The organism is Acinetobacter sp. GW821-FHT01C12, assembly GCF_059422625.1.
In genome coordinates, this window is record NZ_JBWKXD010000005.1 from 192438 (window position 1) to 208251 (window position 15814).

Below are 15814 nucleotides of genomic sequence, written 5' to 3' on the forward strand. Positions count from 1 at the left end.
GATTTAATCAACACTGCCACGGCAGTGTTTTTTTAGTAAAATACCTACTGTTTGTTTTTAACTCTATTTAAGAGATAGATAAACTTTATATTGTACAGGTGTTGTGTTAAAAACAATCAATAATATTTTTGACTTTAATTAAATGATTAAAAAAGAATTATCAATTACAGAGTTATTTGGAGTATTGTCTGTCGTAGCATTAAGTATATCTGTCTTTTCAAATGCTTTTTTCTACTATTCCCTAGATGCAGTGTGGGTAATGTCTATTTTATCGCCTACCTTCTATATTTTTGAAATATTAAAAGTTTTGCTTTTGATGTCTGGAGTTATTGTTTTAGTTATTTTTTTAATGGAAACATTCAAATGGTTAATTAAGAAATCATTCAATTTTAGACAGAAAAAACGCTTTAAACTATCAACAGACCCAGATCAAACGGATAATACTTATCAAGCAATTATTCAACAGGATAAATCATTCCACTTTTGGCAAACCATTTTTGTTATTGCTATTGCTTCAATAATTGTTTTTTTATTAACAACATTTGGCCTTATCAGTATCACTTCAATGTTTTGGAATTGTGTCCTAATTGGGCTTACATTCGGGATATTTACAAATAAAGAAATAAAAAAAGATAATGAAATCAAATTATTTATTCTGATCGTATTTGTTGCTTTAACGACTTGTTTCTCAGCGCAAATAAAGCTGAACAATCTTGAACAATTGCCAATGGCTAAATTAAAAGATGAGAAAAATAGTACGGGTTGGTACATTTTGGATGCAAGCCAAGATAAGCTAATTTTACTTAAACACGATTCAAAAAAGGTGATTAGAATAGCAAAACTCGAAGAAATTGATCGAATTATCTCTAATAAAAAATAACTCTACAGTTCTTCATTCACTAATCAGCAAAAAAACAGTATCCTTAGACCTGTAACTAGGAGCTTCCATGTATCAGGTACTTGCACGTAAATATCGCCCACGTAACTTTAATGAATTGGTCGGACAGAATCACGTTTCACGTGCACTGACCAGTGCTTTAGATCGTGGACGTTTACACCATGCCTATTTATTTACTGGAACACGTGGGGTGGGGAAAACCACGATTGCTCGAATTTTAGCAAAATGTTTAAATTGTGAAACAGGGGTAACCTCTACACCTTGTGAAGTTTGTGCAACTTGTAAGGCGGTAAATGAAGGGCGCTTTATTGACCTTATTGAAATCGATGCTGCATCACGGACTAAAGTCGAAGACACACGTGAGTTACTGGACAATGTACCTTATGCACCGACCCAAGGGCGATTTAAGGTATATTTGATCGATGAAGTACATATGCTGTCGACGCATTCATTTAATGCGTTATTGAAAACATTGGAAGAACCGCCTGAACATGTAAAATTTTTATTTGCTACAACAGATCCACAAAAATTACCAATTACGGTGATTTCACGTTGCTTGCAATTTACATTACGCCCATTGGCTGTAGATGAAATTACCCATCACCTTACAGATATTTTAAATAAAGAAGAAATTTCATCAGAGCAAGATGCGATTTGGCAAATTGCTGAATCTGCCCAAGGTTCATTACGTGATGCATTGTCTTTAACTGACCAAGCAATTGCCTATGGTCAAGGCACAATTCATCATCAAGATGTCAAAGAAATGCTGGGTTTGATTGATAGAACCATCATTTATGATTTGATCTTGGCAATTCATCAAAACCAAAATGCACGTGTCAGCCAATTATTACTACAATTTAGGCAACAGGCTTTAGATGTTTCATTGGTTTTAGATCAGTTTATTTCGACTTTGCATGAGTTGGCAATGTTGCAATATTTGCCTGATTTAAGTCTAAAATACAGTGCTGAAATTAATCAAAAAATTATGCAGTTATCAAAAATTGTCTCTGCACAAGATTTACAGCTTTATTACCAAATTGCCAGTAAAGGTAGAGCGGAGCTACAACTTGCAGTAACACAAGAGCAAGGCTTTGAAATGACAGTATTGCGTTTACTGGCATTTAGACCAATGCAAATCAATGAAATTGTAGTCTCTCAAGCTCAACAACCACAAAACAATCAGAATATCGATCAAGTTGCTATTTCACAGCAACCGTATCAAGCATCTGTTCAAACGGGGGTTGTGCAACAAGCACAGATTCAGCAAGAGCAAATTCATCAAGAGCCAGCTCATCAACAGCAGGCTCAGCAAGAGCAAATTCATCAAGAGCCAGCTCATCAACAGCAGGCTCAGCAAGTGCCTGTTGAAAAAAACAGTATACAACAAAATGCTACTTTGAATGTGAGTTCACAACCAGAAACTGAGGCGCTATTAGCGGAGGTACAGCAAGCGCAGGTTGAGGTCAATTCGCAGCGTGTAGTGAGTGATTTAGATCCAGCTTTTGACCAAGTTGAAGATCAGCAAACTCAACAGCAAAGTGTTGAGATTGAACCGAGTAGTGATGACTATTTAGATGACTTTGCTGAGGAAGTACAACAAAGCGCTGTGGTTGAAGCAATGGCTCATAATCGTCAAGGTGTTGAAGCGCAGCCGCCAATTGTTCAAGAGAAAATTGACGTAGAAAATGCAGAACCAAGTTTAACCTTGTTTGGTGCTGAGTTGAGTCAACCGAAAAATACCACGTCTCCGTCTAGTCCAAATCAAGATGTATTCTTTTTAGCACCTGAAAATCAGGATCAAAATGTTGAAATTGATTTGGTTGAGCCTATTCATTCTCAAACAGATATTCCAACTCAAGTTTCTAATATTATCCCTGAAATAGAACATGGCTCTTGTTCTGAGGAACAAACGCCGCAACAGATACTTGCCTTAAAATTACAGGTCTTAGAAGGTGAGTGGACGGTTGATAAATGGGAGTATTGGTTTAGAAATAGCTCACTTTCTCCAGCTGTTCAAGAACTTGCACAGCATGGGTTAATGACTGGGGATGTGAATGGTCAATCTATTTTTCAAATTTCACAAAAATATGAAAAATTACTGAACCAAGCACAACATGATCTTGAGGCGAAATTAAAACAGGAATGGCCGAGTACTTTGTTTACGGTGCAATATGGTGAAGTTGAATCGACCACACCTTATATGATGCAAAACGAGCGTAAGCTTCGAGCTTATGATCGTGCCAGTGAAATGCTTCAAAAAGAGCCTTTAGTCAAAAGCTTAATTGAAGCATTGGATGGAAAGTTGGAAAATATTCAGCTTAAAGCTTAGGGGCTGTAGACATTTCATAAATGGCTTGCGTTGTAGACTAAAATTGAGCAGGCAAGGCAGGAAACGAAGAGAATAGCGAGACTATTTTCGAGTTTCATAACACAGGCTGAGATAATTTTAGCCACAACCCTTCGGGACTTGTGTGTTTTTTGCCGCTACGTTGTTACCTTGCGAAACGATGTTTCTCATCATTTAGAATGACTAAATTTCGTATTTCGTGCCTAGTATCGCCTAAAAAACACTCGCAGTCGCAAACGTAGACGAATTGTCAACAGACCCTAATTTTAAAAAAAACATCTAGATTCAATATCATTTTAAACAAGCTCAATTTCACTGGAATTGGGCTTGTTTTTATTCCATTCTATTTTGTCGAGATTTATGGAATATTCACAATCTTTTTCTGTCTGTGCCAAGGTAAATCATTTTAAAATCTCATCAGGTTCTCAATTTATATAAGAATTTTAATTCAAATTATGATGATCAATCTTGCATTTATAGGCATTGTTATGCTGAAAATCACTTGTTTTAAATATTTTTATGGTTATAATTGCGGCAACTTTAATTAGCGGAGACCCTAAGTGGCAAATTGTTCATCGAGGCGCTGTAGTTTATATACAGCCATTATTCGTATCTGAGCAAGAGAGCACTGCCTTTAGGAAAGCTGTCTTGCAATGAGACAGTTATAATCTGATTTTAAACTACATCCCCATTTTGACGTGAAACAGTTCAATTTTGACTTTAATCAGTTCAATTTTGGCTTGTTTTTGTGCGCACTTAGATTAATACCGCCTCAGCAATGAGGATTACGGATGGTAATCAATCAACTTTGTATGATAGAAACAGTACTGATTACGGGCTGTTTTTTATTACTTATTATTCATAAATCAGCATATGCCGATCCTGTATTAATTACAGATGATGCAAGTGTTGCTGATCTATATACTTGCCATTTTGAAAGTAATATAAACTTTTATAAACATCAGGAGGTCAATTCCAGTTTTTCTCCAGTATGTGGCATTGCCAAAAATTTGGAATTAAGTTTTCAACTGGATGATCATGTTCAAAATAAGAATCGTCATGATGTGATATCAGGTCAATTCAAACGTAATTTGAAAGCAGTGGAGTCGAATAGTTGGGGCGCTGCCGCATCCTTAACAATAAGCCGAAATATGTATGGTGATGACCAGTCTAGTTGGAAAGTGAATCTCCCCATAACTTATTTATTACTGGATGATCGGTTATTTTTAAATGGCAACATCTCCTATGAACATCAGGGCAATACTCAGTATGTTTTAGCTGCAATTTCAAGCAATTATTGGATCAATGCTAAAACTTCGCTCAGTGCAGAAATCTTTAATCAAGATCATCAGTCTGTATTTTTTCAAACCGCATTTGGTTATGAGTTGATTCAAGATTTTGTCAGGGTCCAAGTGGCTTATGCAGATCGATTTGACCACCATCATGATCGCTGGTTTGGGCTGGGAGCTGAGTTTCTCACCAATTTTAAGCTCATAAAAAAATCATCTAATTCAATTCCTGTTCAATAGGAAGAAGTCTTTATTGCCAAAAAAGGAGAACATTATGCTTCATAATCTATGGCAACGTTTATTTTCTAATTTCATCAAAAAATATCATATTCAACACTTATTTGAACGTCATCGTTCATTTAAAGAATTACATCAAGCCAGTTATGCCAGTGAAATTAGTAAAAAGCTTTCACAAAGTTTGATCAATGCTTCCTATGTAGCTTCAGACCAATTGCTCAATCATTTAAATACAACAGAGCAAGGCTTGTCAGCAAAGCAGGTTGAGCAGCGACAAGAACAATTTGGATTAAATGAGCTTGCGCATGAAAAACCACTGCCGTGGTGGAAGCATCTTTGGTATGCCTATCGTAATCCATTTAATATTTTACTTACCATTTTGGCTTTGGTGGCTTTCTTTACCGACGATATAGAAGGCACAATCATTATTACAACCATGGTTGTACTTTCTACGGTACTGCGCTATTGGCAAGAATTTAAGTCAAATAAAGCAGCCGCTGCATTAAAAGCAATGGTAAGTAATACGGCTACTGTGATTCGTCAAGTAGATTGGGATGATCCAGACCTTGAAACCTTGCAATATGACCTAGATCAAGGATCTCAACAGGTTGAACTTGCGATCCAAGATTTGGTCCCTGGTGACATTATTTTATTGTCTGCTGGAGATATGATCCCTGCGGATTGTCGAATAATCTTTGCAAAAGATCTGTTTGTTTCACAAGCGTCGATGACGGGTGAATCAATTCCTGTAGAAAAGTTTGCTGATCAAAAAGATCATACCCTGCAAAATGCATTGGAACTGGAAAATATTGTTTTTATGGGAACCAATATTGTGTCTGGTTCTGCAAAAGCGGTGGTGGTGAATACTGGGACACAAACCTATTTTGGAGCTTTGGCACACCGAGTATCCCATGCAGATCGTGCAACGACTTCATTTCAAATGGGGGTAAATAAAGTCAGTTGGTTACTGATTCGATTTATGTTGATCATGGCGCCAGTTGTATTATTTATCAATGGCTTTACCAAAGGCGATTGGAGTGAAGCATTGCTGTTTGCTTTATCTGTAGCTGTGGGTTTAACACCTGAAATGTTGCCGATGATCGTGACCTCAACATTGGCCAAAGGTGCAGTATTTTTATCTCGTAAAAAAGTTATCGTTAAACGTTTAGATGCGATTCAAAATTTTGGCGCAATGGATGTTTTGTGTACAGATAAAACAGGTACCTTGACTGAGGATAAAATTTGTTTATCACAACATGTCGATGTAAATGGTAAGACATCACAACGTGTACTGGTACAGGCTTACTTAAATAGCTATTACCAAAGAGGGCTGAAAAACTTACTGGATGCTGCAATTTTGGACCATGCCGCACAAGACTTACAGGATCTAAATTTTAAATTTAAGAAGCTTGATGAAGTACCGTTTGATTTTGTGCGTCGACGTATGTCAGTAGTAGTCAGAACCTTACAGGGTAACGCACGTATTATCACTAAAGGTGCGGCAGAGGAAATGCTGAAAGTCTGTTCGCATGTAGAGATAAATGACAAGATTGAGCTATTAACACCAGACCATCTTGAGGCGATTCAAGAAAAAATACGCCAATTTAATCTTGAAGGTTTACGTGTTATTGCCATCGCGTATCGAGATTTTAGTGGTAGATCAGATGACTTTTCTGTCGCAGATGAAAGTAATTTGATTTTAACTGGATATCTAACTTTCTTGGATCCACCTAAAAAGTCTGCCGCACCTGCTTTAGCTCAATTGGCAGCGCATGGCGTCAATGTCAAAGTGCTTACCGGTGATAATGAGTTTGTTACGCAAAAGGTTTGCAAAGAACTTGGTCTGGACTGTGAACATGTTCTTTTAGGTGGGCATGTTGAGAATATGACTGATGAAGAACTAAAATTTGCCGTTGAATATACACAGGTATTTGCCAAGTTAAGTCCTGTTCACAAAGAACGTATTGTGATGCAGCTGAAAGAGAATGGACATGTGGTTGGATTCCTAGGCGATGGAATCAATGATGCGGCTGCGATACGCAGTGCTGATATTGGAATTTCGGTTGATACCGCAGTGGATATAGCCAAAGAGTCAGCAGATTTAATTTTACTTGAAAAAAGTTTAATGGTGCTTGAAGAAGGCGTGCTAGAGGGACGACGTACATTTGCCAATATGCTGAAATATATCAAAATGACGGCAAGTTCAAATTTTGGTAATGTTTTTTCGGTATTAGTAGCTAGTGCTTTTATTCCGTTTTTACCAATGCTACCGATTCATTTGCTGGTACAGAACTTACTTTATGATGTATCACAAATCGCCATTCCATTTGACAATGTTGATGATGAGTTGATTGAAAAACCGCAAAGCTGGAAACCAAATGAAATTGGACGTTTTATGATTTTCTTTGGGCCACTCAGTTCGATCTTTGACATTTTGACCTTTGCTCTCATGTGGTTTGTATTTCATGCGAATTCACCAGAACAGCAAACCTTGTTTCAGTCAGGTTGGTTTGTCGTCGGATTATTAACACAAACGATTATTGTGCATATGATTCGTACAGAAAAAATACCATTTATTCAAAGTCGTGCAGCAATGCCTTTGATGGTCATGACCTTGGTCATCGTGGCTGCTGGTATTTTCTTACCAATGGGGCCTTTTGCTGAGTACTTAAAATTACAAGCTTTACCATTAACTTATTTCTTATTCTTACCTTTCATCTTGCTTGGCTACATGCTGGTTGTGCAACTGATGAAAAAAATTTACATCCGTCGTTACGGGTGGTAATGGAGAACTCCAATGCAACTCCAATTCATTCAACATCTAGAATTAGCGAATATGCTAGATACCTTGATTAGTTTACTTGGCGCTTTTATTTTAGGGGGATTGATCGGGTTTGAGCGACAGTATAGACAGCGAACAGCAGGTTTAAGAACCAATGTATTAGTCGCACTTGGCGCTGCTATATTTGTTGATATTGCCAATAACTTGACAGGTGCTGATGGTTCAGTACGGGTGATTGCTTACGTGGTTTCTGGCATTGGATTTCTTGGCGCAGGGGTAATCATGCGCCAAGAAGGGAATATTCAAGGACTCAATACTGCTGCGACCTTGTGGTGTTCTGCTGCTGTCGGTGCTGCGGCAGGTTGTGACCGCTTGGTGGAGGCTATATTAGCGACGATATTTATTTTGGCAGCCAATACTTTATTACGCCCTATTGGGCATATTATCGACCGTAAACCTTTAAATGTTGATTCGGAAATGCAACATGAAATTTATGTGGTTTGTCAAAAAGAGCACAGTAAATATGTCATGGATGAGCTAAATAAAGCTTTAAAGCGTTATCATTTTCCTGCTAAAGATTTTGATGTAGAACCCTTTGGTGAGCAAGATGTAGAGATTAGGGCGATTTTGATTGCGAATTCTGTTGAGGAAAAAGAAATTCAGCCGATTATTGAAATGTTAAATCAAATGCCTGAAGTGAGTCAGGCTTTTTGGGATCAAAATACCTTGGCTTAAAATGATGTTTTATTTTTAGGGTGTCGGTTTTAAGCTATTTTGAGCGTCGATTTTTAGCTTTAGCCTTAAAGCATATAGTCTTGCAAAGCATCTCGCATTTTTTGTGGAATCGGGGTGCTTTTCTTTGTCTCACGCTCTACGAATACATGTACAAATTGACCTTGTGCTGAAGCTTGAGTTTTACCTTGTTTGAAAATAGCCAGATCATAGCTCAGTGATGAATTACCAATTTTTGCAATGGCGACCCCAACCTCAATAATTTCTGGATAGGTGAGTTCTTCGAGAAAATGACATGAAGAATTTACCACCAAGCCAATGATGGGTGAGTGATGTATATCAAAATCTGTTTTTTGGATCAGGAGTGCATTCGCTGCGGTATCAAAATAACTATAATAAGTCACATTATTCACATGACCATAAATATCGTTGTCAGCCCAACGTGTTTGGATGGGGAAGATAAAGGGATATTGGATACGTAATTTTATTTCTGGTTTCATTTGGATTATTCATTCAAATAGATAAAAAGTTAACAGTGCTTTTTCGTGATCAATCACTAAGTTAATGCTTTACAAAATTTTATAAACAAGTAACTTTATAGATGAATTTTGCACTTGTTTACAAGTGTTTTAGTTAAACATTCATAATTAAGTGTATGCAATAAAAAAGCTCATTAAGTCTAACCTAATGAGCTTTTGCAATTTAGAGCTGATTCAGTCCAAATTGATTAGAAACGATAACCAAGACCTAAATAAGTCACGATTGGTTTAATTTCAATGCTGCTTTGGCCTGAAATTAAAGTGGTTTGTCCAGCTGGTGTTGTACCATTAACATTTAATTTTGCTTTTGTTGTTAAATGTGCATATGAAACAGAAGCAGTTGCATACCAATTTTTGTTGATATTGAAATCTGCGCCAAGGATTGCAACAGGTGCAAACGCATCATCAACTTTAACTTTACCTAGTTCTGGATTGTATCGACCAAGTAAAGGATTGGCTTTTAATGCATCATTGATTGCTGAATCAGTCTCAACATTTGAGAAATGAGCATACATCAAGCCTGCACCTACATAAGGACGGATCTTGTTGTTGATTGAACCAAAGTGATAACGAGCAGAAAGCGTTGGTGTATAAGCATCTGTTGTTGCAGCTTTATCAAATTTATTTAGATCAACGACAGTAACACCGTGAACTTTAATGCTGCCTTGGCCAGCAAGTTCCATTTCAGGAGGAGCACCTAAAGTTAATTCAAGTGAAACATTGTCATTGACAAAATAGTCAAGCATTAAGCCTGCTGTATCCGCATTTTGTACTTCAAAGCCTGCATCTGGGTTATTGGCTTGTATATTCGCCAATGGACCTAAATAAGGACTATTACCAGTTTTACCATTTACGCCTTGTCCTTTACTTTGAGGCATAACATGTAACCAACCAGCAGAAACACCAAAAGTTTTACCATCTGAAGTTGCTGCGTGAGAAACGTTGCTTAATCCAAATGCTGCTAATGGCAGAATTGCTAATGTAAGTTTTTTCATAGAATCATTTTCCAATACTAGTTGTCTTAATTTTCCGATTAAGATCTGGCGCGATTTTAGAGTAATTATTTTAAAAATTAAATAAAAATTAAATAAAAACTAATTACTAGCTAGTCATAAAATAAACATTTAATGGGTTAATGGTTTGATAATTAATCATTTTTAAATAAAATCTTTAAAAAAACTTTAAGTTCGATTGATTAAAAAATATAACAAAACGACGTAATAAGATAGTTTTTTTCATATTTTGAGAATAATCAAGTTTAATTTTAATGCTGTATTTTTACAAGATTATAAATTTTGTTCAAAATTTAGGTCGATTTGATCTGATGCAGGCCACATATTTCAAACACAAATTATAGGTCATATGATAGATATTTTTATACTTTTAAATAAAACACACAGCGAGTATGTCTCAATTGTACTCTATGTTTATTCAAGGTTTTTCATAAATCAAAAAATGATCATGTGGTGCGAGTCATATTGGTATTGAAAGTGCCTTCTCCCACTGGAAGAAGGCTAGGATGAGGGCGCTTTTATGTTGATTTATGGTTTTAAAAAGGACCTATGAAAGAAGTCTATTTAAAAGTGCATTCAATAAATCAATGCATGATCAATGTTGATAAATTTTAATAAATCGCCTGATAAATTTTTAATGCATCTGCGTGGAGTAGAGGCCTTGGATTATTTTGTAAAAGACGTGTTTGTAGCATTGCATCGGATGCCAATCTATCCAGTTGCTGCTCGTGTACATTTAAATCGCGCAATTTCAAAGTCAAACCACTGTGATCCAAGTGTCTCTGCATATGATCAATAAATAAGTCACATAAGCCTTCTGTACTGCCTTTACTATAGGGATCAAGCCATTGCATCAACTCTGCATAAAGTGCTTTTGCATCAGGCGCATTGAATTTTAACACCTCCAATAAAACTAAAGCGTTAGTATGCCCATGTGATAAATGAAAATGACCACCTAAGGGGTATGCTAAAGCGTGTACAGCACCTACAGGAGCGTTGGCAAAAGCCTGCCCTGCAAGCATAGAACCAACCAGCATATTTTGACGAGCTGCTAAATTTGTACCATCCGCCAAGACCAATTTTAAATTTTTATTTAAAAGTTTAAGGGCTTGTTTAGCAAGCATGTCTGCATAAAAATTCTTTTTAATTTTAGAGGTATAGGCTTCAATGGCATGCACCATCGCATCTATACCTGTTGCTGCTGTGATATGTGCAGGTAGGCCTGAGGTAAATGTTGCATCTAGAATTGCCACATCGGCATATAAAATGGGGGAAACGATACCTGTTTTGGTGGTTTCACCTGTAGTGACAATTGAAATGGGCGTGACTTCAGAGCCTGTGCCAGCTGTGGTTGGAATGAGAATTAAAGGAAGGCGAGGGCCTTTGACATTATTGACCCCATAGATTTCCTGAATACTTTGTGATTGCTTTGGATTTGCCAATATCGCGATGAGTTTGGCAACATCCATAGAGCTACCACCACCAAAGCCAATCACCACATCTACTTGATTGTCTTTTGCGAATTGAACTGCCGATAAAACAATCCGCTCAGCTGGATCTGCCTGTACATCGGCATAAATTTCATAGTCTAAATTGCATTGCGCTAAAATTTTTAATAGCGGCAAATGTAGTGCGTGTTGAATCATGCCTGCATCTGTCACGATTAATGCTTTGTGGTATTGATTGCCTAATACTGTGCTGAGTTCTTGGATTGATCCTAAACCTGAAATAATATTGGCTACAGTTTGGAATTGAAAATGACTCATATGTATTATCCTTAATCTATCATCACAAATTAAACATTATTGTTTTAAGGTTCTATAGGATTCGCCTGCTAAATAACTTAACATAAGACTTTATAAAAGAAATGATCATTTGAGGTTGTTATGTCATCCAAAATGCCATACAAAGTTTTATGTGTGTGCTTAGGAAATATTTGTCGCTCACCCACAGCAGAGGTGGTTTTACGACACTATTGTGATGAAAAACGATTAAATGTAGTTGTGGATTCCGCTGGAACGAGCAATTATCATCCGAATAAATCTCCCGATAGTCGCAGTCAAAAACATGCAATAAAAAGAGGTTATGATCTTTCTGGATTACGTGCTAGACAATTAAAAATACAAGACTTTTTAGAGTTTGATTTGATTCTTGCCATGGATCATCAGAATTTTGCGGATATACAGCATGTGTATAACCAAGCCTGCAGCCAATTTGGTCTTGCTCAAATCAAAGCTAAAATTGCTTTAATGAGTGAGCACGATCGCGTTTATCCACAACAGGCGCTTCCAGATCCTTATTATGGTGAAGCTGATGGATTTGAACGTGTACTTGATCAGTGTGAATCAAGCAGTTTGGCTTGGGTACATGTGTTTCAACAACAGTTTTAATGCAAGTGATTGAAATATTTTTAGGAAATAAATTTAAGTTATGAATATTGAATCACAGGTTCAGCTCAAACCCTTTAATACATTGAGTTTGAACTCGATTGCATCACATTATGTCAAAATACAATCTATCGTAGATCTTCAACAAGCGTTGCAATTTTCTAAAGCACACGATTTAAATATTCTACTGCTTTCAGGGGGTAGCAATATGATGCTGCCTGAGCATATTCATGCGCTTGTAGTTGCTATAGATATACAAGGTATTGAATTTTTAAGTGAAGATGCCGAAAGTAAAACAATCAAAGTGGGTGCAGGGCAAGTTTGGCATGACTTTGTATTATGGACGACAACGCAACAACTTTATGGTTTACAGAACTTGGCTTTGATTCCGGGTTTAGTTGGTGCATCGCCTGTGCAAAATATTGGCGCGTATGGTGTTGAAGTCGCTGAATTTATTCAATCTGTAGAAGTCTACGATCGTCAATCAGCACAGACACTTTCAATTCAAGCACAAGATTGCCACTTTTCTTATCGACACAGTATTTTTAAAGATGATCCAGATCGTTATGTGATTACCCATGTGATTTTTAAATTACTTAAACATGCTGATTTAAAAGTGAATTATGGGGATTTAAAAAATGCAATGATGGGTGATATGAGTGCTGAAAACTTACAAAAGCAAGTGATTCATATTCGTCAAAGTAAACTCCCAGACCCAAAAGAATATCCAAACGTGGGAAGTTTCTTTAAAAATCCGATTATTAAGCAACAAGAGTTTTCACAATTAATTGCAAAATTCCCTAATATTCCACATTATCCTCAAGCAGGGAATCACGTTAAAATTGCAGCGGGTTGGTTGATTGATCAATCAGGATGGAAAGGTAAACAGCTTAATCAGGTGGGAATGTTTCATAAACAAGCTTTGGTGTTGGTGAATTATGCCGATGCAACATTGACAGATGTACGCGCAACATATCAGGCAGTACAAAAAGATGTTTTTGAGAAGTTTGGTGTGCACTTAGAGCCTGAACCTGTGCTTTATAATGAACTAGGGTTAATCGAAAACCATTAAATTGAGTAAATATATGGTCAAACCGCATTGGATGGTCAGATTTCTACGAATAATTGCCATATTATTTGTATTATTCGGCTGTTTGGTCGTTTTTTGGTATACGCCATTTTATTCGACAATGATGGTTAAAATCCTGAATAGCATTGTTCCAGTTGAAGTGAATCAGGTGGCAGCAAAGAGCCAACAAAATGCTGCACTTTCGGAGGCTGAAAACTTAGAACCTGGTTCTGACTTATGGATTGCTCGACAAGCCTATCTTAAGTTGATGGATGAAGCGATTAAGAGTAAAAATGCTCAGGATTTAATGTTACTTCAGTTCCGATATAAAGCCTTGCAGGAAAAAATTGCTGAAGATCAAAAAAATGATGATGAAGAACAAAACAAACCGGTAATTCCATTGGTGTCTGAACATGCTGCATCAGAGGTTGTTGAGAATCAATCGAACGATGTGGTTAAAAACTTATTGGATTTAAATAGTGAAGACAATAAGGCTTTAATGGATGAATATTTAACATTCTTAAAAAAACATAAAATTGATGAAAAATTACTTCAAGAAAATTCACACACATTGGCAAATGAATTGTCCAGTTCACAAGTACAAGAAGATCTTGAAAGTTTGCCTACCAAAACCAGTGAACAACCGAAGCCAATCAGTCAACCTTATGCAATTGTAGTCTTGGGCGGTGGTTTAACTTTAGATAAAAATCAAAAAGACATTATTGTGAATGACTATACCAAACTAAGACTTGAAACAACCTTAGCCTTAGAAGAGAAAGTTAAACTTCCTATTGTGCTGAGTGGTGTAGAAGCACCCTATATGCAAAAATGGTTATCTGAGCGCGGTGTACAAGCAAAACTATTAGAAAATAGAAGCATGAACACCTGTGAAAATACACGCTTTAGCTCATTACTTTTACAGAAGAAAGGTGGTGCACCTACAGTCTTATTAATTACCGATCGTTACCATATGCCAAGAACACGTCGTTTATTTGCATTAAATGGTATCGAAACAATTCCTGTCAATGCACCAATGCCAACTCAATTAACAGCATGGCAGCCGAGCAAACAAAATTATGATCATAGTCGTAGAGCCAATTATGAAACTTTAGCAACAATCAGAGATATGTTGTTTGGTTCGAGTGGCTGTAGAGAGGTGCCTTAATGGCAGATATCCCATTTTTAAATCCAACAATTCTAAAGCAACTTGACTTACCTATTCCAAGTCGAGATACAACACCACAACTATTAGAAGCCTTAAACTTAAATCGTGAATATATTCCAAATAAAGAAATAAAATCTTATCAACGTCTTTATGGTTTTGATCAACTGGACTGTGTGCAATGGCAAGGTTTTATTGATATGCCGTTGTTTAAACTCCATGTGCAAGTATTTAAACCTAATATAGATAAAATAAAAGGTACTGTGTGTTTGTTGCATGGCTATTTAGAACATAGTGGTATTTACCAACCGATTGTGAAAGAAATCCTTGAACAAGGATTTAGTGTGATTACTTATGATTTGCCAGGGCATGGGCTGAGTAATGGTTCTCCTGCAAATATTCAAAACTTTGACCATTACCAACAAGTGTTACATGCGGTCTATCAATATGTAAAAAATGCAGAGCAGCTTCCTAAGCCCTGGTTGGGAGTGGGACAAAGTACAGGTGGTGCAATTTGGATGCATCATTTACTTGAATATGCACAAAAACGTGAAAATCCAATTGTGGATCGGGTGTTACTGCTTTCACCATTGGTACGACCTGCAAAAACAGCGTGGTGGCATAATTCTATCGGTTTAGGAATTATTCGCAGAATTAAAAGAGAAGTTCCACGTCACTTTAAAAGAAATAATCACAATCCTGAGTTTTTAAGATTTGTACGCCTTAAAGACCCGTTACAACCTCGAATGATGGGAATGGATTGGATTTTGGCAATGTCTAAGTGGATGCTGGAAATGGAAGCCTATCCAAAGTGCCGCATTCCGGTTTGGTTGGCACAAGGTGCACAAGACCAAACTGTAGACTGGAAATATAATATTGATTTTGTACGTCGACAATTTAGATTACAGACCTTATTGATTCTTGAAGAAGGCTCGCATCAATTGATTAATGAGCGGGCAGATATACGTGCAGCATTAACTGGATTAATTCCTGCCTTTTTACATGCACAATCTTCTGGTGACTATTTTGAATAGATGTAGCTTACTTTTAAGTTGAATTTCTCAAAAATGCCTAAAAAATAGGTGAATTATGCGATTTTTTGAACATTTAGATTAAAAAATAATCACACGATGCATTTTGTTGAAAATAGGGCTTGCGCTGGTTTAAAATCTGTATAGAATACGCAGCATCCCGACGCGATACAGCAAACGAACTTAGCTTAGAGGGTTAAGTTGTTAAATGTTTATTGCGTCTTATTTATCACTGACGAAGTGATAAATTAATCATTAAGAGAATATGAAGAACAACTTGTGTGGATTTTTACTGATTGATTGATCGAAATATTATCATTGATTGATT

The 15814-nt window shown here is 36.7% G+C and carries 12 protein-coding genes; 9 read left to right on the forward strand and 3 right to left on the reverse strand.

The window, feature by feature from the left end:
- Positions 1-142: 142 nt before the first annotated feature.
- The 5 genes from AC07WY_RS14195 to AC07WY_RS14215 all read left to right on the forward strand — a co-directional run bounded on the left by AC07WY_RS14195 (position 143) and on the right by AC07WY_RS14215 (position 8288).
- Positions 143-880, forward strand: a complete 738-nt coding sequence (locus AC07WY_RS14195; RefSeq protein WP_494736553.1) for a hypothetical protein — start codon at positions 143-145, stop codon at positions 878-880.
- Positions 881-947: 67 nt separating this feature from the next.
- Positions 948-3227 carry a DNA polymerase III subunit gamma/tau gene (dnaX, locus tag AC07WY_RS14200; protein WP_494736554.1) on the forward strand — a complete coding sequence of 760 codons (2280 nt, stop codon included), beginning with the start codon at positions 948-950 and terminating at the stop codon, positions 3225-3227.
- Between the two features lie 809 nt (positions 3228-4036).
- Positions 4037-4774: a PA4824 family protein gene (locus tag AC07WY_RS14205; protein WP_494736555.1), complete on the forward strand. Its 738-nt coding sequence runs from the start codon at positions 4037-4039 to the stop codon at positions 4772-4774.
- Positions 4775-4808: 34 nt separating this feature from the next.
- On the forward strand, positions 4809-7556 hold the full coding sequence (mgtA, locus tag AC07WY_RS14210; protein WP_419335766.1) for a magnesium-translocating P-type ATPase: 2748 nt from the start codon (positions 4809-4811) through the stop codon (positions 7554-7556).
- 12 nt (positions 7557-7568) lie between these two features.
- Positions 7569-8288, forward strand: a complete 720-nt coding sequence (locus tag AC07WY_RS14215; RefSeq protein WP_056512824.1) for an MgtC/SapB family protein — start codon at positions 7569-7571, stop codon at positions 8286-8288.
- 65 nt (positions 8289-8353) lie between these two features.
- Here AC07WY_RS14215 and AC07WY_RS14220 read toward each other — a convergent pair whose 3' ends face one another.
- The 3 genes from AC07WY_RS14220 to AC07WY_RS14230 form a co-directional block, all read right to left on the reverse strand.
- Positions 8354-8785, reverse strand: a complete 432-nt coding sequence (locus AC07WY_RS14220) for an acyl-CoA thioesterase (protein ID WP_262086353.1) — start codon at positions 8783-8785, stop codon at positions 8354-8356.
- A 227-nt stretch (positions 8786-9012) separates the two neighbouring features.
- Positions 9013-9819, reverse strand: coding sequence for an OmpW/AlkL family protein (locus AC07WY_RS14225; protein WP_262086352.1), 807 nt, complete (start codon positions 9817-9819; stop codon positions 9013-9015).
- Positions 9820-10448: 629 nt separating this feature from the next.
- Positions 10449-11603, reverse strand: coding sequence for an iron-containing alcohol dehydrogenase (locus AC07WY_RS14230; RefSeq protein ID WP_262086351.1), 1155 nt, complete (start codon positions 11601-11603; stop codon positions 10449-10451).
- A gap of 120 nt (positions 11604-11723) precedes the next feature.
- Between AC07WY_RS14230 and AC07WY_RS14235 the strand changes: the two genes are divergently transcribed.
- The 4 genes from AC07WY_RS14235 to AC07WY_RS14250 are packed head-to-tail and all read left to right on the forward strand — an operon-like array spanning position 11724 to position 15489.
- Entirely contained in the window at positions 11724-12227 is a 504-nt protein-coding gene (locus AC07WY_RS14235) for a low molecular weight protein-tyrosine-phosphatase (protein WP_419335763.1), read from the forward strand.
- A 40-nt stretch (positions 12228-12267) separates the two neighbouring features.
- A complete protein-coding gene (gene murB / locus AC07WY_RS14240) occupies positions 12268-13296 on the forward strand; it encodes a UDP-N-acetylmuramate dehydrogenase (protein ID WP_419335762.1) in 1029 nt (342 codons plus the stop codon).
- Between the two features lie 13 nt (positions 13297-13309).
- Complete coding sequence (locus AC07WY_RS14245; RefSeq protein WP_419335761.1) at positions 13310-14458, forward strand: YdcF family protein; 1149 nt, start codon at positions 13310-13312, stop codon at positions 14456-14458.
- A complete protein-coding gene (locus AC07WY_RS14250) occupies positions 14458-15489 on the forward strand; it encodes an alpha/beta hydrolase (protein ID WP_004719563.1) in 1032 nt (343 codons plus the stop codon). Before AC07WY_RS14245 ends, AC07WY_RS14250 begins: the two co-directional genes overlap by 1 nt.
- The last annotated feature ends 325 nt before the right edge of the window (positions 15490-15814 follow it).